The organism is Pseudonocardia ailaonensis (assembly GCF_039531635.1).
Classification (GTDB): domain Bacteria; phylum Actinomycetota; class Actinomycetes; order Mycobacteriales; family Pseudonocardiaceae; genus Pseudonocardia; species Pseudonocardia ailaonensis.
Genome location: NZ_BAAAQK010000003.1, coordinates 369,448 through 388,727, shown reverse-complemented (window position 1 = coordinate 388,727; position 19,280 = coordinate 369,448). Strand labels below are relative to the sequence as shown.

The window sequence follows — 19,280 nt, the reverse complement described above, 5'->3', positions numbered from 1 at the left end:
CGTGCGGGCACGCACCAAGGCACGCAAACGCGCCCTGGACATCCTGTTCGAGTCCGAGGCCCGCGGCGAGGACCCGCTCGAGGTGCTGACCCAGCGCCGCGAGACGGACGACGCGCCGCCGGTCTCGGACTACGCGGCCCTGCTCGTGCGCGGCGTCGTCGAGAACCGGGAGCGGATCGACCAGCTCCTCTCCGAGCACGCCGAGGGCTGGACGATCGCCCGCATGCCAGCGGTGGACCGCACCCTGCTGCGGATCGGCGTATTCGAGCTCCTCTGGGTGGACGAGATCGACGACCCGGTCGCGATCACCGAGGCGGTCGAGCTCGCCCGCACCCTTTCGACGGACGACTCCCCGCGCTTCCTCAACGGCGTCCTCGGCCGCATCGCCGACATCGCGTCCCACCTCCGCACCACCCTGTGAGGGCGGGTCGCCCCGGCGGGCGATGAGCCCTCACGGCCCCTGGCCACCTGGTACTTTCGGGATCGGCGCGCAGGGCGCCCCCGGGTCCGCGGGCAGGGCAGAGCCCACCTGAGCTGGACTCGAGGCACGAGCTCACCCCTTCCTTTCGTGCCCGGACGCGGACCGCGGGCGCCGGAAGGAAGGCGTCATGCCTGTCTCGCTGCCGTCCGATCCCGATCTCGGCCAGCTCCGCCGCCGGGCCCGGGAGCTGCACCGTTCCGCCGCCGCGGGCGACCCGCAGGCCCTGGCGGTGATCGCGGAGCACGTTACCGCTCACGTCGGGCCGGTGGCCCTGCACGTCGCGCAGCTCGCCCTCGCCCGCTCGTACGGCTTCGGGGGTTGGCCGCCCCTGGTCCGGTACGTCGAGACGGTCACCAGGTACCGCTGGGACCCCTCCGACCCTGACGACCCCGACGACGAGGCGGCGGGCGGGGGAGCCGGAGGGCCGGCCGAGGCCTCCGGTGCCGGGCACGAGGCTGCCGGGTTCGATGCCACGGGGGCCGACGGGGCTGGCCGGGACCCGCGGAGGGGCACTTCTCTCCCGAACTCCTTCCTCCGCCTCGCCTGCCTGACCTACGCCGACGACTCCCCGGCCCGCCGCGGGCGTGCGACGGCGATGCTCACCGCCGATCCCGGGCTCGCGGAGCACTCGGTGTTCGCCGCCGCGGCGTGCGGACGAGCGGATCTCCTCCGTGGCCTCGACGCCGCCGGCGCGAACGCCGAGGGCGGGCCCTACGGCTGGCCCCCGCTGCTCTACCTCGCCTACGCCCGGCTCGGCGTCGGTGACCCCGTGGCCGCGGCATCGGCGCTGCTCGACGCGGGTGCCGACCCGAACGCCGGCCGCCTGTGGCACGGGCTGCCGACCCCGTTCACGGTGCTCACGGGCGTGCTGGGGGAGGGGGAGCGCGGGCCGGTCGCGCAGCCCCGGCACCCCCGCTGGCGGGAGCTCGCCGAGCTCATGCTGAGCCGGGGTGCCGACCCGAACGACGGACAAGGGCTCTACAACCGCATGTTCGGCGACGACTCCCCGCACGGCAACGCCCACCTGCGCCTGCTGCTCGACCACGGTCTCGGGCGCGGCGACGGCGGGCCCTGGCGCGAGCGGCTCGGCGGGGCGGTCGAGACGCCGCCGGAGATGGTCGCGGGCCAGCTCCGGTGGGCCGTGGGCCACGACCTCCCGAACCGCACCCGGATGCTCCTCGAGGCGAGGACCACCCCGACCCGGAGCACGCACCCGACGGGCGGAGCCCACTCAGCCGATGGCGGCGCCGGCGGCGACCTGGGGGATCGCGCCGATAGGGCCGACCGGGCCGACAGGGCCGACAGGGCCGACAGGGCCGACAGGGCCGACAGCGGCGACAGCGGCGACAAGGGCGGTCGGGACGGCCTCGGCGCTGCCGGCTCACCGGATCTTGCGGGCCTCGCCGCGGACGCGGCCCGGCTCGGTCACGACCGCTGCGCCGCGGTCCTCGCCGAGTTCGGGGCACCGGCGCCGCAGGTCAGCCCGGTGCAGCGCTTCCTGGGGGCGGTGCTGCGCGGCGAGAGCGTCGACGGCACGCCCGCGGCGATCGTCGACCGGGCCCGGCGGACGCGCGGCTGGGTCCTGGTCTGGGCGGCCGGGCGAGGCAACCTCGGCGCGGTCCGGACCCTGCTCGCCCTCGGTTTCGACGTGAACGCCCGCGGCCGCGGGGACATCCCCGCGTCGAGCACCTGGGAGACGGCGCTGCACCAGGCCGCCCACCGCGGCGACGCGGCGATGGTCGAGCCCCTCCTCGCCGCCGGCGCCGACCGGGAGGCCCACGACGAGCGCTTCGACGCCACTCCCGCGGACTGGGCGGCTCACGGTGGCCATCCCGCCCTCGCGGACCGCCTCCGGCAGCAGTGAGGTGCTGGTGATCATCGCCGCGCGGGACGACCGCACGTCCGTGGCGCCCCCCGCCACGACGTTGACGCCCCGGTGATCAGCTCCGAAGAAGATCATCAGAGAGTCAGGGTCGGATGATCAAGAAAATTCCACCCTGGCGCCCTGGTGATCATGAGTGGCTGGCGGTGGGGCACCGGCGATCGCGGGCCGCCAGCAACCACGCCCTGGTGATCATGGACGAGCGGCGGTCACGCACTGCTGATCAACCGCGACCGGGAGCCCCGAGCGTCGCTCCGTGGTGCTCGGGGTCCTCGAGTGGCGGCGCCTCGGCCGGGGCGGCGCGCTGGAACGCGCGGACCGCGTCGTCGTGCCGGCCGCACGCTCGCCGCGGCCCGCGGCGGAGGTCCTCGCCCGCCCGGTCAGCCGAAGCGGCGGGAGGCCCTCGCGAAGAGGGTGGGGGCGGCCCCGTGGACCTTGGCGCCCAGGGTGAGCCACTTTGGTGTCACCACCTCGACCGCGTCGCGGCGGATCCCGCGGACGATGTCCTCGGCGACCCGCTCGGCGGGGATCGGGCGGGGGAAGCGGCGGTCGTACTCCTGGCCCCGGCGGCCGAAGTACGGGGTGTCGACGGCACCGGGCAGGACCGTCGTCACCCCGACCTCGGGGACCTCGATCCGGACGGCGTCGGCGAACCCGCGCAGCCCGGCCTTCGTCGCCGAGTAGACGGCCTCCCCGGCCACGCCCAGCGCGGCGATCGAGGCCACGAACACGAGATGCCCCCGTTCCGCGCGCAGGCCCGGCAGCAGGGCCCGGGTCAGCTGGATCGGCGCCCGGAGGTTGAGGTCGATGAGCTCGTCGACCCGCGCGGGGGCCAGGTCCTCGAGGGGCCCCGCCGCGCCGACCCCGGCGTTGTGGACCACCAGGGCGGGCCTGCCCGGCAGCGCGTCGAGCAGCGGTTCGACCCCCGCCGCCAGATCGGCGACCACGGCCTTCCCACCGGTCCGCGCGGCCACCTCCTGGACGCGGTCGGGGTCGCGCCCCGTCACCACCAGCCGGGCACCGTCCGCGGCCAACCGGACGGCCAGCGCCCGCCCGATCCCCGACGACGCCCCCGTCACCAGCACGAGCCGATCCGCGACCCTCACACCCCACCCCCGCGCGTCAACGACCCTCGAAACCGCATTATGGATCCATAACGCGCCCAGGAGCCCTCGAAAACGACACTATGGATCCATAACGCGAACGACCGGAGCCGCACCGCCGCTCAGCCCGGGGCCACGTCGGGGCGGCCGTGGCCGGCGGCGGCGCTCTCCTGGTCCAGCTCGTGGAGCAGCCGGGTGCCACGCAGCGTGATGAAGGCGATCCCCGCCACGACCACGGCGGCCGCGACGCACTGCCAGGCCAGCAGGGCGGGGGAGTAGTCCAGCCGCTCGCCCAGCCACGAGACCCCGATCAGCACCGCGACGACCGGGTCCACGCTGGTGATCACCGCGACCGCCGGGGAGACCATCCGGCCCTGCTGGAAGGTGTTCTGCGACAGCAGGAACCCGATCGGGCCGAGGATGCAGACCGCGTAGAGGGTGAGGTGCTGGAAGGGTTCGAGCAGCCCCACCCGCAGCTGCCCGGTGATGACCTTCATCAGCCCCGCCGTGACCCCGTACATCACGCCGGTGGCGAGGGCGAGGGCGAGAACCCGCACCGGGTGCCTCACCACCGCGGAGAACGCGATCGAGCCGACGACGACGGCCGCGAGCCCGATGCCCAGAGGCATCCCGCCCCAGAAGTCGAGGTGCTCGTCCGTGGCGGAGGGGACCGGGCGGGCCAGGAGCAGGAACGCGGCGATACCGGCGGCGCACAGCAGCGCCCCGAAGAGGATCAGCGGATCGGGCCGGCGACGCGACATCAGCGACGAGAACGCGGCCGCGAACACCACCCCCGTGACCAGCAGGGGCTGGACCACCGCGATCGCCCCGAACGCCAGCGCCAGCAGCTGCATGAGCAGCGCGATGATCGTCGCCAGCAGCCCGAGCAGCCACATCGGGCGCTTGAGCAGGTGCCCGATCAGCCGCGGGGACAGCGTCGGCGCCTCCTCCACCTCGTGGGTGGCGCGTTGCTGGGCGGCGGTCGCGAGCCCGAAGCCGGCGGCGCCGAGCACGGCGGCAGGGACCGCGATCAGCATGTCGCCGTCCACCGTGACCACCCCCCGCCGTTCCCCGTGCCGATCATTCCCCCGGTTGCATACTCCCCAACGACCGCCGGAGGCCAGCGGGTATTCCCTCGATCACGGGAACGATCGCCGTGTCGACGGTGATGCCGAGGCAGGTGTACCTGCCCCAGTGCATCGCCCCGACGGCGAGCCCGACGCCCTCGCCGAGGGGCAGCACGGGCTGCACCTCCCGGATCAGCCCGCCGCGGAAGTGCAGCGGTCGCCGGGCCCCCGGCATCACGGACGCGATCATGTGGAAGAACCGCCGCCCGTACACGAGCCGGACCAGGGGTTGCTGCAGCCGACCGGGCAGCAGACCGAGTCCGGCGAGCACGGCCGCGGCCCCCTCGGGCTGGCCGGCGGACGAGCGGGCCGTGATCTCCCGGTCCAGGAGGGAGACCCGTTCGGCGGGTGTCATCGGCCCGGTCGGCAGGTCGACGGAGACGGCGGCGGTGCGGTTGCCGCTGGCGGCGCTCGCCACCGCGGCGCGGGTCCGGGTGGTCATCGGCACCATCGCCCGGACGCGCTCCCCGGAGCACAGCTCGTGATGGAGAGTCTCCGCGACCAGCGCCAGGACCAGGACCGTGGTGCCGACGCCGTGGGCGCGGGCGGCCTTGCGCACCTCGGCCCCGTCGAGGGTCACGGCGATCCGTCGCGGCCCGGGTGCCGACCGGCCGACGAGCGGGGACCGGCCGGCGGTGCCGGCGGTCGCGAGGCTCGCGATCCCCCGGGCGACGAGCGCGGCGTGCCGGACCCCGTCCCACCGCCGGGGCGGGGCCGCGGAGCCCGCGCGGCCGGCCGGCGTACCGGCGTTCTCGTCCGTGAAGAGGCGGATCAGCTGGTCGGTCACCGCGAGCCCGTCGCCGAGCGCGTGGTGCACCCGGGCGAGGACGGCGGAGTCCCCGGTCTCCGGCTCGTGCGCGGCCTGGAGCTCCCAGCCCCGGACCGGGTCGAGCCGGTCGGCGAAGAAGGCGGTGGTGGCGTCGTCCCAGGTCGGGTGGTCGCCGCCCGGGCCGATCGTCCAGGTCCGGCGCCGGACGTGCCGGTGCGGGTCCGGCGCGGGGACTCGCCGCCAGAACAGGGGGCGGCCCGGTCGGGCCGGGGCGAGCGAGCGGGTGAGCAGCTCGAGGTGCGGCGCGCGGGTGCGGACCAGCATGTCCAGGTGCTCGGTCCAGCCCTCGCCCGGCGCCCCTTCGACCACGACCCGGGCCCCGACCTGCTGCGGGACCGTCGGGGTGGAGGCGTGGACGAACAGCGCGTCCTGTGCCCGCACCCTCTCCTCGGCGTCCACCGCCCGCCCCGCGGGGGCCCCGGAACCCGGCCCGGGCCTGCGCAGGTCCGCCAGGGCCGCGACGTCCGCGTCCAGGTCCCCGGCCTCCCGTCGCCGCCACAGCTCCTTGACGACGGCGGCGCGCGCCCCGGGATCGGCCAGCTCGGCCACCGCTGTGCTCACCCCGGCCCGGCCGCGGCAGATCCGGGCCAGCCCCGCCTCGGCGAGGATCTCGGCGTTGGCGCGCCCGTGCCCCGGGATCGGGTCCGCCAGCAGCAGCGGCCGGGCACAGGCCAGGGCCTCGAGGGCGGTGGCCCCACCGCCGTTGGTGATCACCAGGTCGGCGTCGGCGGTCGCGGCGGCGGGATCGTCGATCCAGTCCACGACGGTCAGCCCGGGCCGGCCCAGCGCCTCCAGCCGGCGCCGCAGCGCGGGCAGGCGCCCGGTGCTGACCAGCACGTCCGCACCCCCGTCGAGGGCGCCCTGACAGATCGACACGACGTCGCCGAAGGCCAGCGACCCGCACGACACGAGCGCCAGCGGCCGGCGCCGCGGCGTGGGTTCCCGAAGAGCGAACCGCGACACCACCGGCAGCGCCGCCACCCGGACGACGGCCCCGGGGGCGGCCCGACCGAGCAGCCGCGCGCCCTCCTCGGTGCTCACCAGGTGCAGGTCCAGCGCGGCCGAGGCCCACAACGGGTGCGGCGCCGGATCGGCGACCAGCGCCACGGCCGGCATCGGCAGCAGGCCGCGCTCTCGCAACCACGCCAGCCCGGTGATGCCCTCGGGGAACGTCGCCACCACGAGGTCCGGCCGGTGCTCCGCCAGTGCGTGCGAGAGACCCCGCCCGCTCCACCGCCCGATCACCGCACGGGTACCGGCGCGGAAGAAGGGCACGTGCCACAGCAGGCGGAAGTAGAGCTCGTAGAGCCACGGGAGGTACCGGACGGCACCGGCGTAGACCGATCGGAAAAGCGGTCCGGCACCCATCCCGTCGAGCGTCTCGGTCCAGACGACCTCGACGCCGGGCCACACCCGTTCGGCGCGCTCCTCGATCGCCCGCGCGGCCGCGTGGTGCCCGGCGCCCATGCTGCCGGTGACCAGCAGCAATCGTTGCGGATGGTTCATCTCGTCCTCACCGTGCAGGGGAGCGGAAGGGGAGTACGGTGTCCTGTGTGGACGGTGATACGCCCCGGCGGGTACTGGTTCTCTCGGCGCCGGTCGGAGAGGGGCACGTCGCCGCGGCGCGCGCCCTGGCGGCGCGGATGCGCGAGCTGTGGCCCGAGGCCGAGGTGCACGAGGTGGAGAGCACCAGCGGCCCGGTCCGGGACCGGGTGCTCACGCGGAGCTACGCCACGACCATGCGGTACGCGCCGGGCCTCTACGGCCTGGGCTACGACCTGCTGGTGCACCATCCGCGCTTCGCCGAGCTGTGCAAGCGGATCGCCGCCGCCCAGGTGGGCCGGTCGCTGGCGCCGCTGCTGCGCGAGGAGCACCCGGACCTCGTGGTGTCCACCTACCCGATGATCTCCGGCGGCCTGGCCTGGCTGCGCCGCCACGAGCAGCTCGGCGCGCACACGGTCGCCGTGGTCACGGATGTGGCGGTGCACCCGTTCTGGGTGTGGGCGGACGTCGACGAGACCTGGACGCTGCTGCCGGCCTCGCGGGAGCAGGCGACCCACCTCGTCCCCGCGGCCGAGGTGCGGGTCGCGCCCGCCGCCGTCGACAAGCGGTTCCACCCGGGGGACCGGGTGGCCACCCGCCGGGAGCTCGGCCTGCGCGAGGACGCGTTCGTGGTCCTGGTGACCGGCGGCTCGCTGGCCTTCGGCGGGATGGAGGGCGTGGTCGACGCGGTGCTCGCGGGCGCCGAGGGCCCGGGCCCGGAGGTCCACGCGGTTGTGCTGTGCGGGCGCAACGAGCGGCTCCGCCAGCGCCTCGGGGCGCGGGGGATCGACGCCCGTGGCTGGACCGACCAGGTGCCCGAGCTGATCACCGCCGCCGACCTGGTGCTCACCACGGCCGGCGGGATGATCGCGAGCGAGTCCCTGGCCGTGGGGACCCCGGTGCTGTTCGCCCGCCCGGTCCCGGGCCACGGCAGGGCCGGGGCGCGGATGACGGAGGAGGCCGGCCTGGCGGTCGTCTGCCCCCGCCGGGAGGACGTGACGGCGGCGGTCCGGCGGCTGCGGACCGATCCGGCCGAGCGTGCGGAGCTCACGCGGCGGGCCCGGGAGTACTCGGCCCGCAGCCTCGACGCCGAGCTCGAGGAGCTGGCCGGGAGGATCTAGGCGCGGCAGCGCCTGCCGGCGGAGCCGGCCCGACGGTGCTAGCCGACGCGCACGGGCCGGGCCGGCACGCCGATCCGCAGCCCGATGCCCTCGCCCGCCAGCGAGCGCTTGAACCACCAGAGCGAGAGCCCGATGCCCACGGCGACCATCGAGTACGAGCCCGCCGTGGAGACCATCAGGAAGTTCCCGACGGTCTGGGTGGCCAGCACGGCGAGGGTGGTGGCGCCGTTGACGAGGAAGACCGCCGCCCAGAGCAGCGAGACCTTCTTGAAGAAGCGCTTCATCCGCGGGTGCTGGGTCAGCGCGTCGGGGAAGGCGCAGAAGTCGTCCGCGAGCTTGGCCAGCAGCGGCCGCTCGAGGCCGATCGTGACGAGCAGCAGCCCGGCGAACAGGAAGTTCTGCACCGTGGGCTGCAGGAAGTAGAGGAAGGCCGAGCCGGTCCAGAGCCCGACCACCGTGCGCGCGACCAGCAGCGACGTGGTGAGCCAGAGGACGGCCGGGATCTTCTGCCGGGTGACCACGCGGCGGCCGATGGCCAGCGCGGACCAGGACAGGGCGCCGATGATGCCGGCGTCGAACCCGGCGTGGGTGAACAGGATCCAGAACAGGGCCAGCGGGATGAGCGTGGACTCCAGCAGCGGACGTCCGGCATGACGAAGCAGTGACCCCACGGACGGGAGGTGGATCAGTGTCGTCATGCGGTGCTCCGGCATTCAGGCCCTCTTCAGGTCGGGGTACCAGCACGCGCCCTGTTCTAAACGCGTTGGCGGGAGTGTAGCGGTCCTCATCACGAGGAGATAACGGCCTCGGCGCCCGTTGTGAGTTCGGCGTCACGGACCGTTCCGTTACAGCTCCCACCAGCACGTTCTTCACCGCAGAACCACCATCACCGGCGTGTCGTCAGGCCCCGGCGGCGGTGCGGATCGTGTCCCGCAGCGACCCCATGGTCGCGAAGACCGCCGAGGGCTCGTAGCCGCAGTGCGCCATGCAGTTGGCGCAGCGGTCGTCCTTGCCCCGCCCGTAGGCCTCCCAGTCCGTGTCGTCGATCAGCTCCTTGTAGGTCTTCACGTACCCGTCGTCGAGCAGGTAGCAGGGCTTCTGCCAGCCCAGCAGCGAGTACGACGGGATGGCCCACGCGGTGCAGGACAGGTCGACGCGGCCCTCGAGGAAGTCCAGGAAGACCGAGGAGTGGTTGAGCCGCCACTTCTTGCGCCGGCCGTCGCCGAAGGCCTTCTTGAACAGCTCGCGGGTCTGCTGGACCCCCAGGAAGTTCTCCTGGTCCGGGGCCTTCTCGTAGGCGTACCCCGGCGAGATCTGCATGTTGTCGACCTTGAGGTCGTCGTTGAGGTAGTCGAGGACGTCGATGACGTCCTGCGGGGTGTCGGTCTCGAAGAACGTCGTGTTCGTGTTGACCCGGAACCCGGCCTCCTGCGCCATCTTGATCGCGGCCACGGCCTGGTCGAACACGCCGTCCTTGGCCACGGAGGCGTCGTGCCGCTCGCGCAGCCCGTCGATGTGCACCATCCACGCGAAGTTCCGGTGGGGGGTGAAGCGGTGCAGGTTCTTCGGCAGCAGCACCGCGTTCGTGCACAGGAACACGATCTTGCCGAGGTCCAGCAGCCGCTGGACGATCACCTCGATCTCCTTGTGCATCAGCGGCTCGCCGCCGGCGATGGAGACCATCGGCGCGCCGCTCTCGACGATCGCGCCGACGGCCTGCTCGACCGGCATCCGCTGCTTGAGCAGGTGCGCCGGCTGCTGGATCTTGCCGCAGCCGTTGCACGCGAGGTTGCAGGCGAACAGCGGCTCGAGCTCGACCAGCAGCGGGAACTTGTCCACCCGCTTGACCTTCTGCTTCATCAGATACGCGCCGAGACGAATGGACTGGCGCAGCGGCATTCCCATACCCACCGGTCAGCTCACCTCCTTGGGAAGAGTGAAGACGATGTCCTCGGTCCCGGTCGTCGTCGTGGTGACGTCGACCGGGCCGAGGGCGGACAGACAGGACACGACCTCGTCGACGAGCTCCGGGGGCGCCGATGCCCCCGCACTGACCCCGATCCGCCGGGCTCCGCGGAGCCACGCCAGATCGATCTCGCCGACGTCGTCGACGAGATGGGCCGCCGTGCCGGAGCGGCCGGCCACCTCGGCCAGCCGACGCGAGTTCGACGAGTTCGGCGAGCCGACGACGATCACCAGATCGACGTCGGCGGCCACCGCGCGGATGGCGCGCTGGCGGTTCGTGGTGGCGTAGCAGATGTCGTCCCGCCGGGGGGTGGAGATGGCGGGGAAGCGACCGCGCAGCACCTCGGCGATGCGCTCCGCCTCGTCCACGGCGAGGGTGGTCTGCATGGCGTAGGCGACCCTGCCGGGGTCGCGGGCGGTCACGGTGTGGGCCATCGCCTCGTTCTCGACCACGACGACGGCCTCGGGCGCCTCGCCGATGGTCCCCTCCACCTCCTCGTGGTCCGAGTGACCGATCAGGAACACCGTCTCGCCGCGGCCGCTGTGCCGCTTGACCTCGGCGTGCACCTTGGCGACGAGCGGGCAGGTCGCGTCGATGACGGACAGCTCCCGTTCGTCGGCCTCGGCGCGGACCGCGGGGGCGACCCCGTGCGCGGCCAGGACGGTGGTGGCCCCCGCCGGCACCTCGTCCAGCTCCTGGACGAACACCGCGCCGCGCTCGGTCAGCCGCCGGACGACGTGCGCGTTGTGCACGATCTGCCGCCGGACGTAGACGGGTGCGCCGTAGCGGTCCAGGGCCCGGTCGACGATGTCGATGGCCCGCTCGACCCCGGCGCAGAAGCTGCGCGGCTCGGCCAGGACGACCTCGCGCGGGCCGAGCACCTCCAGCCAGTCCCGCAGCGCCGGCGCCGCGCGCCGCAGCGACCGCAGCGCGGTCAGGCCGCGCGCGGCCGTGCCGGGCCGCAGCAGCGGCGCGGCCGGGGTGTCGACGATCGTGCGGACCACGGCGAAGGGCCCACCCGCGGCCGCGGCTGCCAGCCAGCCGGACTCCATGTCCACCGCGAGCGAGCCCTCGCGGCCGAGCTCGGTCCGCCGGACCCCGTCGACCACCGTCGGGGAGGAGACGACCGGCCCGACGTGCACGGTCATCCCGGTCCGGCGCAGCGCGGTGGCCAGCGGCCCGGCGGTCGGGATCGGCACCGGGGCCCGGAAGTCGGTGAACCGGATCTCGCTCGCCACCACCACGTCCCCGGGCCGCAGGGCGGGATCCAGCGCGCCCGCGACCCCCGCGACCAGCACGGGTCGCGGCCCGCCCGCGGCGAGCCGCGCCGCGGCCACCCCGGCGCGGGCAGGCCCCACCCCGGTCCGCACGATCCGCGCGCTGCCGAGCCGGCCGCGCAGAGCCGCCGCCTCGATCGCCATCGGCGCGCACACCACCGGCGCCCCCATCGCCCAGCGGGCGCCGGAGGTCCGCTCCGCCCGCAGGACGGGCTCGGTGGCGGTCATGCGGCGCCCTCCAGCCCGGTGTCCATCGCCGAGCACCAGCGGCCCAGCGCGGAGAGCGGGAAGACCATCCGGTAGAGCCGGTAGCGGATGTAGAAGGCGCCGGGGAAGCCGGTGCCGGTGTAGCGCTGCTCCTCCCAGCTCCCGTCGGGGAGCTGGGTGTCCACCAGGTACCGGACGGCCCGGCGGGCGGCCTCCGAGCCCGCCTCGCCGGCCGCGATCAGCCCGAGCAGGCCCCACGCCGTCTGCGACGCGGTGGAGTCGCCCGTCCCGCTGTACGAGCGGTCGGCGTACGAGCGGATGTCCTCGCCCCAGCCGCCGTCGGCGTTCTGCACCCGCTCGAGCCAGCGCACGGCCCGCCGGATCGCCGGATCGGCGGGGGAGACGCCCGCGGCGACCAGCGCCGGGACCACCCCGCCGGTGCCGTAGACGTAGTTGGTGCCCCAGCGGCCGAACCAGGAACCGTCCGCCTCCTGGTGCTCGAGCAGCCACCGGACGCCGCGGCGGGCGGACTCGGAGCCCGCGAGGCCCTCGTGGGCGAGCATCTCGACCACGTGCGCGGTGACGTCCGCCGACGGCGGGTCGATCACCGCGCCGAAGTCGCAGAAGGGCAGCTTGGTCACGAGCTCGCGGGTGTTGTCCGCGTCGAACGCGCCCCAGCCGCCGTCGCCGGACTGCATGCCGATGTTCCAGGCCACCCCGCGGTCGATCGCCGCGCGCAACCGGCCGGGATCGGGATGGTCGACCCGGCGCAGCGCGAGCACGACCTCCGCGGTGTCGTCGGTGTCCGGATAGCCGTCGTTGTCGAACTCGAAGGCCCAGCCGCCGACCGCGAGGTTCGGGCGGCGGACCGCCCAGTCCCCGCGGACCCCCCGGATCTCCTCGTCGAGCATCCAGGTGCCGGCCTTCACGACCGCCGGGTCGTCGGCCGGGACGCCGGCGTCGAGCAGGCCGGTGACCGCGAGGCAGGTGTCCCACACCGGCGACTGGCAGGCCTCGAGCATCCGGGTGGTGCCCTCGGCGGTCTCGGTGCGCACCAGGAACCGCTCGAACCCCGCGATCCCGGCCTTCATCGCCGGATGGTCCAGCGGGTAGCCGAGCAGGTGCAGCGCGATCAGGGAGTACACCCACGGCGGCTGGATGCCGCCCCAGCTGCCGTCCGCCTCCTGCCGGGCGAGGATCCACTCGGCCCCGCGGCGCATCGCCAGCTCCCGCACCGGGCCGACGGCGTGCCGCGCGTAGGCGTGGAGTCCGACGTCGAGGCGCTGGAAGGCCCCGGCCCAGGTCCACGGCTTGTCGAACGGCTCGGGCGCGGCACCCGTGCGGAGCTCGTCGACCCCGAACGGGAGCGGCTTCGACGGCTTGAGGGTCGCGACGATCGTCAGCGGGACCACGGTCTGGCGCGCCCAGCAGGACCAGTCGTAGACGTTCATCGGGAACCACGACGGCAGGAAGATCAGTTCCGGGGGCATGTTCGGCAGGTCGTCCCAGGACCAGAGCCCGAACAGCGCGAGCCAGATCCGGGTGAACACCCGGGACCCCTCGATCCCGCCCTGCGCCTGGACGAACTTCTCCGCGATGCGCATGTGCTCGGCGGAGGGGTCGTCGCCCGCGAGCCGCAGCGCGACCCAGGCCTCGATCGTGGTCGACAGGTCGGCCGGACCGCCGTCGAAGGTCGCCCAGGTGCCGTCCGCGCGTTGCTGGCTCCGGATCCAGCGGGCGGCCTCCGTGGTCTCCTGCTCGGTCCGGATGCCGAGGAACTCCCGCATCAGCAGGTCCTCGGCGTCCATCGTCACGTTGGTCTCGAGATCGCCCTGCCACCAGCCCTGCTCGTCCTGGATCGAGCGCAGGAAACCGACCGCCGCGTCGAGCGTGCGGCGGGCGTCACCGGTGTCGTGCGACCGGGTCTCCGGTGCTGTGACGCTCACTAGAACTCCCTGTCCGTGAGGTAGTGCCCGAGCGCGGCGAGCTCCGCGCGCGGGCCGTCGGCGAGCCCGGCACCGGTGAGGGCTCGTTCTGCCGAATCCATCTGCCGGCGGGCCTCGGCGGCCGCCCACTCGCGTCCCCCGCCCTGCTCAACGAGCGTGGCGGCCCTGCGGAGCTCCTCCTCCGACTGATCACCCGAGCGAGCGAGCCAGGTGGCGAGCTCGCGGCCCGCCGCACCGCCCCGCTGCACCGAGAACGTGACGGGCAGGGACTTCTTGCGGGAGCGCAGGTCCGACAGCACCGGCTTGCCCGTGACCGCGGGATCTCCCCAGATCCCGAGCAGGTCGTCGACCAGCTGGAAGGCCATGCCGACGCCCATGCCGTACTCCTGCAGGCCCCGCACGGTGTGTTCCGGCGCGCCCGCCAGGACCGCCCCGATCGCGGCGCTCGTGGCCAGCAGCGAGCCGGTCTTTCCGGCCGCCATGGACAGGCACTCGTCCACGCCGACGTCGGCGCGGCGCTCGAACGCGACGTCCTCGGCCTGGCCGCGGATCAGCTCGCGGGTGGTGGTCGCGATCAGCCGCGCGGCCTGCGCGGCGTGCGGAGAGGAGTCCTCCAGTAGTGACTCAGTGGCGAGCGCGAGCATCGCGTCGCCGCAGAGGATCGCGCTGGGCGCGCCCCACCGGGACCACACGGTCGGGCGATGCCGGCGTTCGGTGTCGCCGTCCATCAGGTCGTCGTGGAGCAGGGAGAAGTTGTGCACGAGCTCCACCGCGACGGCCCCGGCGATGCCGGACTCCTCGCTCGCACCCGCCGCCGCCGCGGAGAGCACGGCGAGCGCGGGCCGTACGGCCTTGCCGCCGCCCCGCCCGGGGGAGCCGTCGAGCTCGACCCAGCCGAAGTGGAACTCGGCCTGCTCGCGGCTGGCCGTGTCGAGCCGGGCGACCGCGGCCTTCAGCGCGGGCGTGACCTGCTCGCGGCAGCGGGCCAGCAGGGCCGGGACGTCGGGCGACGCCGGGTTCATCTTCGTGGCTCCGAGGGTGGCGGTCACGCGGCCACCGCCGCTCGCGCCGGGACGTCGGCGATCAGGGCCTCGGCGGCCGCGTCGCCGCTGCGCACCGCGCCCTCCATGGTCGCGGGCCAGCCCGTGCCGGTCCAGGCCCCGGCGAGGTAGACGCCCGGGGCCGCGTCCCCGAGCCCGCGCGGACCGGGCCGGAAGGCGGCGGTGCCGGGGGCGCCGCGGAAGGTGGCGTGCGGCTCGCGGGTGACGAAGAAGTCCAGCACCTCGGCGGTCCGGGCGGCGGGCAGGAGGGCCTCCAGGGCGGGCAGCAACCGCGCGCGGACGGCGGCGAGCGGGAGACCGGCGAGATCGTCGGCCGCGGACTGGGAGAGCGCGAGGTACTGCGCGGCGGGCCCGTGGACCCCGGCGGCGCCGGACTGCGCGGTGCGGTCGAACACCCACTGCACGGGGGTACCGACGCCGGCGACGAAGGGCTCGGCGAGCACCCGCCGGTCGTAGACGACGTGGACGTTGACGATCGGGGTGCTGCCGAGCCCCTCGGCCCAGCGCCCGGCCTGCTCGGCCGCGGCCGGGGGCAGTAGCCGCTCCGCCGCCCCCGGTGGCACGGCGCAGACGATCCGGTCGACCACGAGCCCCTCCTCCCTCTCCGTGCGGATGCCATCGGTGTGGATGCCGTCGGTGTGGATGCCGTCGGTGCGGACCTGCCATCCGTGCTCGGTGCGCCCGAGCCCGTGGACCTTGGTGGAGCGGTGGACCGTGACGCCCGCCGCGGCGAGGGCCCGGGCCGCGGCGTCGTCGTGCAGCGCGCCGAGCGGTGCGGTGGCCCAGCCGACGTCCGCCGCGTCCGCCTTCCCGAGCAGCCCCAGCTGGAAGACCGTGGCGGCCAGGGCGAGCGAGGCGTCGGCGGCGCGGGCGTTGAGGGTCGCGATGCCGATCACGTCCCACAGGTTCTCGACGGCCTTCGCGGACTGCCCGTGGGCGCGCAGCCAGCCGCCGAACGACTGCGCGTCCGTGGCCGCCGTGGTGCGGTCGAGGCGGCCCATCGCCAGCGCGGCGCGGCCCATCGCCAGCCGCTCGCGGACGCTCAGGTGCCGGTAGCGCAGCAGCGAGCCGGCGAGGTGCAGGGGCGCGGGCAGAGCCGTCCGCCGGAGCCGTGCTTCCGTGCCGCCCGGCGCGAGCACGGGGACGTCGAGCCGCTCCTGCAGCGTGACCTGCTCCGCGGCGCCGATCCGGTCGAGGAAGGCGCGGTAGGAGGTGCAGCAGCGCAGGAACACGTGCTGGCCGGTGTCGATCGCGAGCGCCCCGCGGTGCGACGAGCCGGCGACCCCGCCGAGGCGGGCCCGGGACTCGAGCAGCGTGACCCGCTGGCCGGCGTCGGCGAGCCGGAGCGCCGCGGACACCCCCGCGAGCCCCCCGCCGATCACCGCCGTGCTGGTCATGAGGGCCGCCCCACGAGCGCCTTCACGGCCACGCCCAGCTTCTGCCCGGTGCTCAGCGACCGGCGCTGCGCGTAGACGGACGGCGGGTCGGCCGCGATGTCGTCGAGCAGCCGGCGGTAGATCCCGGACATCGCGCCCGCACAGGCGGCGCTGCGCCGGTCGAGCAGCGGCAGGAGCTTCAGCCCGTCGGCGTACCAGCCGCGGGCCCGGTCCGCCGCGAACCGGATGTAGGCGGCCAGCCCGCCCGTCTTGTCGACGAGTGCGCCGGACTCGTCGAGCACCAGCTCGGCGTCGAACCGGGCCAGCTCGTCGGTGGGCAGGTAGACGCGGCCGTTCCGGAGGTCCTCGCGGATGTCGCGCAGGATGTTGGTCTGCTGCAGCGCGATCCCCAGCTGGTCGGCGTAGAGGGCGGCGTGGGGATCGGTCGTCGAACCGAAGATCCCGAGGCACAGCCGCCCGACGGAGCCGGCGACCTGCCGGCAGTAGACCTCCATGTCCGCGAAGCTCTCGTGCGGCCGGGCCGGCTCACCGGACTGCGCGGCGACGTGATCCATCCGCGCGTCCGCCTCGACCCCGTCGACCAGCTCCTCGAAGGCGCCCAACGGGACCGGGTAGCGCCGCGCCGCGTCGTGCACCGCGACCAGGACCGGGTCGGTGGGCTCCGGGGCGCTCTCGCGCATCGTCACCACGGACGCCCGGACCGCTGCCAGCGCCGCGGCCTTCTCCTCGAACGTGCCGGCACCGGGCAGGTCGCCGTCGCCGATGTCGTCGATCCGCCGGGCGAGGGCGTAGACCGCGGACAGCGCGGCGCGCTTGGGGGCGGGGAGCAGGCGGATGCCGTAGGAGAAGTTGCGGGCCTCGGTGCGGGTGATCCGCTCGCACTCGGCGTAGGCGGCGGGCAGGTCGGCCGACCAGTCCCGCGGGGCGGGGCCGGTGCTGCGGTGGTGGGGAGCGGCGTCTGTCATCGGGTGGGACTCCGGGGGGTCGTGCGACGGGACAGGAGTACCGCCGGGAGGTGCCGGAGCACATCCCGTTTTCGGCTGTGCGCAGCCTCCTCCGCGCGGCCCAGCACCTCGCCGTCGACCCGCCGGAGGGCGTCGGCGGCCGCCCGCCCGCCGCTCACGTACCCGCCGACGGCCAGCCGGGCCCAGCCGCGCAGCCGGCCCGTGATCGCGGAGCCGGCGTCGAGCAGCTCCACCGCGCGGGCCGTCTCGTGCCGCACCAGGTCGCGCAGCGCGGGCGAGGCCACGGCGGCGTCCAGGTCGGTGGGGGAGACGCCGAAGGCGGCGCGGTCCTCGGCGGGCAGGTAGATGCGCCCGCGGCCCCGGTCCTCGGACACGTCCTGGAGGTGTTCGAGCAGCTGGAGCGCGGTGCAGACCCGGTCGGAGTCGACGAGGAGCGCCGGGTCCTCCGGCACCTCGAAGATCGCCAGGACTAGCCGGCCGATGGGGTCCGCGGAGAGCGTGCAGTAGTGCAGGAGGCTCTGCCAGGTGTCGTACTCGGCCACCCGCTGGTCCTGGACGTTGGCGTCGATCAGCCGGTCGAGGGGCTCCAGGGGCAGGTCGGGCGCGGTGAGGGCGAGGCGGCGGAGCACGGCGGTGGTGGGGAAGGGGCGATGCAGGTCGGAGCGCAGGTCCTCCAGGGCGGCGACCCGCGAGTCCGGGCTGCCGGCGCCCTCGTCGCCCCGGCTCTCGTCACCGATGTCGTCGATCACCCGGACGACGTCGTAGACCGCGCGGAGCCGGCGCCGGTGACGGGCGGGGAGGACGCGCATGGCCACGGGGAAGTTCTCGGCCGCCTCGGCCTCCCGCAGCCGCTCGCCGACCGGATCCGGAGTCGCCTCCGGTCCCCTCGGCACGGTCGTCCCCCCACCCATGACTGCGATCGTGGCCTACGCAGCGTGCCGTTCTCTTCTCCTTGAGTGTTAATTCTTTCGGACCGGAGTTGTCACTCAGGTACAAAAGTGGGCGCGATGTCGCCGGGTTGGGCGTAGAACTTGCGTGTGGATTCCACAGACGCGCCCGATCTGACGTCGGATCTCGTCCCGGACGGGCTGATCACGGCCCTGCTGGCGCGCGTGCCCGCCGTCCTCGAGGAGGTCAGTGCGGCCCTTCTGTCCGAATGGCCGGACTACGCCCGATTTCTCGACGCGAATCGCGCCGAGGTCGCCGTCGCCGCGGATCATGCGCTGCACCAGCTGGTGGCGGCGGGGTCCGGCGCCCAGGACTCCGGCCTGGTCGGCGCCTTCCCCCCGGGGTTCGGCGAGGAGGAGCTGTTCGAGGAGATCGGCCGTGCCCAGTGGCGCGAGGGCCGGGACGTCTCCACGCTGTTGTCGGCCTTCCAGCTCGGGGCACGCGTGTTCTGGCGGCACGTCGCGGAGGTCGCGGTCGCGCTGAACCTGGGGCCGCGGGTGCTGGCCGGGCTCGCCGAGGGCGTGTTCGCGTTCGTGGACCGCCTCTCCTCCTCCGCCGCCCACGGTTTCGTGCTCGAGCAGTCCGAGGCCGTGGTCGCGCGCGAGCGCCTGCGCGAGGAGCTGGTGGAGCTGCTGCTCTCCGACCGGGCCACCGAGGGGGCCGTGCAGGCCGCCGCGGCGCGGGCCGGGTGGGCGGTGCCGGACGGCGTCGCCGTCGTCCTCCTGCAGGACGACAGCGTGATGGGCCGCGGGGTCCTCTCCCGGTTCGACCCGGCGTCGCTGCTGATCAACCGGGCCGACCTGGGCGGGGCGATCGTCCCGGACCTCACCCAGGGCGGGCGGCGGCAGCGGCTCGCGGACTCGTTGCGCGGCATGCAGGCCGTCGTCGGGCCGACGGTGCCGCCGCAGCTCCTGCCCGCGAGCCTGCACATCGCCGAGATCGCCTCGCGGCTGCAGCGCACCGGGGTGCTCCCCGCGGACCCGGTCTTCGCGGAGGAGCACCTCGACGCGATCATCGTGCACCGGGACAGCCGGCTGCTGGAGGCCCTGCGCCACCAGGTCCTCCGGCCGCTCGAGGCCTCCGCCCCGGCGTCGCGGGAACGGCTGTGCGAGACGCTGGCCTCCTGGTTGCGGCATCTGGGTGACCGGCAGGCCGTGGCCGCGGAGCTGCACGTCCACCCGCAGACGGTTCGCTACCGGTTGGCGAGGCTGCACGAGCTGTTCGGGCCCCAGCTCGACGATCCGCAGACCCGTGCCCGGCTCCTCCTGGCGCTCGCCTGGGGGGCACCGCGTCCGCCGGAGGTCGACCCGCCGCGCTGAGCGGCCGCCGGGGCGGGGGGAACCGTCCCGCAGGTCAGGTGACGGATCCCACCGTCGCCTGGCTCTCATCCGCGTTGCCGCGCTGCGCCGGTCGGAGCACCGTAGTTAG

The 19,280-nt window shown here is 74.7% G+C and carries 15 protein-coding genes; 4 read left to right on the top strand and 11 right to left on the bottom strand.

The genetic code is table 11. From position 1 onward, the window contains the following. Nucleotide 1: 1 nt before the first annotated feature. Both nusB and ABD324_RS04565 read left to right on the top strand, forming a co-directional pair. Entirely contained in the window at nucleotides 2–421 is a 420-nt protein-coding gene (nusB, locus tag ABD324_RS04570; RefSeq protein ID WP_344412649.1) for a transcription antitermination factor NusB, read from the top strand. A 187-nt stretch (nucleotides 422–608) separates the two neighbouring features. Next, the gene (locus ABD324_RS04565; RefSeq protein WP_344412647.1) at nucleotides 609–2,345 is read left to right on the top strand and encodes an ankyrin repeat domain-containing protein; all 1,737 of its coding nucleotides are present in this window, start codon (nucleotides 609–611) and stop codon (nucleotides 2,343–2,345) included. 398 nt (nucleotides 2,346–2,743) lie between these two features. Here the strand turns inward: ABD324_RS04565 and ABD324_RS04560 are convergent, their stop codons facing one another. The 3 genes from ABD324_RS04560 to ABD324_RS04550 all read right to left on the bottom strand — a co-directional run bounded on the left by ABD324_RS04560 (nucleotide 2,744) and on the right by ABD324_RS04550 (nucleotide 6,928). After that, on the bottom strand, nucleotides 2,744–3,469 hold the full coding sequence (locus tag ABD324_RS04560) for an SDR family NAD(P)-dependent oxidoreductase (RefSeq protein ID WP_344412645.1): 726 nt from the start codon (nucleotides 3,467–3,469) through the stop codon (nucleotides 2,744–2,746). A gap of 119 nt (nucleotides 3,470–3,588) precedes the next feature. Next, the gene (locus ABD324_RS04555) at nucleotides 3,589–4,515 is read right to left on the bottom strand and encodes a DMT family transporter (RefSeq protein ID WP_344412643.1); all 927 of its coding nucleotides are present in this window, start codon (nucleotides 4,513–4,515) and stop codon (nucleotides 3,589–3,591) included. 31 nt (nucleotides 4,516–4,546) lie between these two features. After that, nucleotides 4,547–6,928, bottom strand: a complete 2,382-nt coding sequence (locus ABD324_RS04550; protein ID WP_344412641.1) for an MGDG synthase family glycosyltransferase — start codon at nucleotides 6,926–6,928, stop codon at nucleotides 4,547–4,549. A gap of 47 nt (nucleotides 6,929–6,975) precedes the next feature. Here ABD324_RS04550 and ABD324_RS04545 point away from each other — a divergent pair, with 47 nt between their 5' ends. After that, nucleotides 6,976–8,085 carry an MGDG synthase family glycosyltransferase gene (locus tag ABD324_RS04545; RefSeq protein ID WP_344412639.1) on the top strand — a complete coding sequence of 370 codons (1,110 nt, stop codon included), beginning with the start codon at nucleotides 6,976–6,978 and terminating at the stop codon, nucleotides 8,083–8,085. Nucleotides 8,086–8,123: 38 nt separating this feature from the next. Here ABD324_RS04545 and ABD324_RS04540 read toward each other — a convergent pair whose 3' ends face one another. From ABD324_RS04540 to ABD324_RS04505, 8 genes are all read right to left on the bottom strand, one after another. After that, nucleotides 8,124–8,783 carry a VC0807 family protein gene (locus tag ABD324_RS04540; protein ID WP_344412637.1) on the bottom strand — a complete coding sequence of 220 codons (660 nt, stop codon included), beginning with the start codon at nucleotides 8,781–8,783 and terminating at the stop codon, nucleotides 8,124–8,126. A gap of 202 nt (nucleotides 8,784–8,985) precedes the next feature. Then, complete coding sequence (gene hpnH / locus ABD324_RS04535) at nucleotides 8,986–9,990, bottom strand: adenosyl-hopene transferase HpnH (RefSeq protein WP_344413419.1); 1,005 nt, start codon at nucleotides 9,988–9,990, stop codon at nucleotides 8,986–8,988. A gap of 9 nt (nucleotides 9,991–9,999) precedes the next feature. Further along, the gene (ispH, locus tag ABD324_RS04530) at nucleotides 10,000–11,499 is read right to left on the bottom strand and encodes a 4-hydroxy-3-methylbut-2-enyl diphosphate reductase (RefSeq protein WP_425565742.1); all 1,500 of its coding nucleotides are present in this window, start codon (nucleotides 11,497–11,499) and stop codon (nucleotides 10,000–10,002) included. 53 nt (nucleotides 11,500–11,552) lie between these two features. Beyond that, complete coding sequence (shc, locus tag ABD324_RS04525; protein WP_344412635.1) at nucleotides 11,553–13,481, bottom strand: squalene--hopene cyclase; 1,929 nt, start codon at nucleotides 13,479–13,481, stop codon at nucleotides 11,553–11,555. Next, nucleotides 13,481–14,530 carry a polyprenyl synthetase family protein gene (locus ABD324_RS04520; RefSeq protein WP_425565727.1) on the bottom strand — a complete coding sequence of 350 codons (1,050 nt, stop codon included), beginning with the start codon at nucleotides 14,528–14,530 and terminating at the stop codon, nucleotides 13,481–13,483. The genes shc and ABD324_RS04520 overlap by 1 nt, the downstream gene beginning before the upstream one ends. Beyond that, a complete protein-coding gene (gene hpnE / locus ABD324_RS04515) occupies nucleotides 14,527–15,939 on the bottom strand; it encodes a hydroxysqualene dehydroxylase HpnE (protein ID WP_344412633.1) in 1,413 nt (470 codons plus the stop codon). Before hpnE ends, ABD324_RS04520 begins: the two co-directional genes overlap by 4 nt. After that, nucleotides 15,936–16,904 (bottom strand): squalene/phytoene synthase family protein, encoded by a 969-nt coding sequence (locus ABD324_RS04510; protein WP_344412631.1) that lies wholly within the window; start codon nucleotides 16,902–16,904, stop codon nucleotides 15,936–15,938. The genes hpnE and ABD324_RS04510 overlap by 4 nt, the downstream gene beginning before the upstream one ends. Further along, nucleotides 16,901–17,815 carry a squalene/phytoene synthase family protein gene (locus ABD324_RS04505; RefSeq protein WP_344412629.1) on the bottom strand — a complete coding sequence of 305 codons (915 nt, stop codon included), beginning with the start codon at nucleotides 17,813–17,815 and terminating at the stop codon, nucleotides 16,901–16,903. Before ABD324_RS04505 ends, ABD324_RS04510 begins: the two co-directional genes overlap by 4 nt. A 126-nt stretch (nucleotides 17,816–17,941) precedes the next feature. Here ABD324_RS04505 and ABD324_RS04500 point away from each other — a divergent pair, with 126 nt between their 5' ends. Further along, a complete protein-coding gene (locus ABD324_RS04500; RefSeq protein ID WP_344412627.1) occupies nucleotides 17,942–19,171 on the top strand; it encodes a PucR family transcriptional regulator in 1,230 nt (409 codons plus the stop codon). Nucleotides 19,172–19,280: the final 109 nt, after the last annotated feature.

Bases quoted from the DNA above. Each gene is read 5' to 3' on its own strand.
- ABD324_RS04540 (WP_344412637.1), bottom strand. From the start codon at position 8,783: ATGACGACACTGATCCACCTCCCGTCCGTGGGGTCACTGCTTCGTCAT.
- ABD324_RS04565 (WP_344412647.1), top strand. From the start codon at position 609: ATGCCTGTCTCGCTGCCGTCCGATCCCGATCTCGGCCAGCTCCGCCGC.
- ABD324_RS04510 (WP_344412631.1), bottom strand. From the start codon at position 16,904: ATGACAGACGCCGCTCCCCACCACCGCAGCACCGGCCCCGCCCCGCGG.
- ispH (WP_425565742.1), bottom strand. From the start codon at position 11,499: ATGGGGGCGCCGGTGGTGTGCGCGCCGATGGCGATCGAGGCGGCGGCT.
- hpnE (WP_344412633.1), bottom strand. From the start codon at position 15,939: ATGACCAGCACGGCGGTGATCGGCGGGGGGCTCGCGGGGGTGTCCGCG.
- ABD324_RS04505 (WP_344412629.1), bottom strand. From the start codon at position 17,815: ATGGGTGGGGGGACGACCGTGCCGAGGGGACCGGAGGCGACTCCGGAT.
- hpnH (WP_344413419.1), bottom strand. From the start codon at position 9,990: ATGGGAATGCCGCTGCGCCAGTCCATTCGTCTCGGCGCGTATCTGATG.
- ABD324_RS04550 (WP_344412641.1), bottom strand. From the start codon at position 6,928: ATGAACCATCCGCAACGATTGCTGCTGGTCACCGGCAGCATGGGCGCC.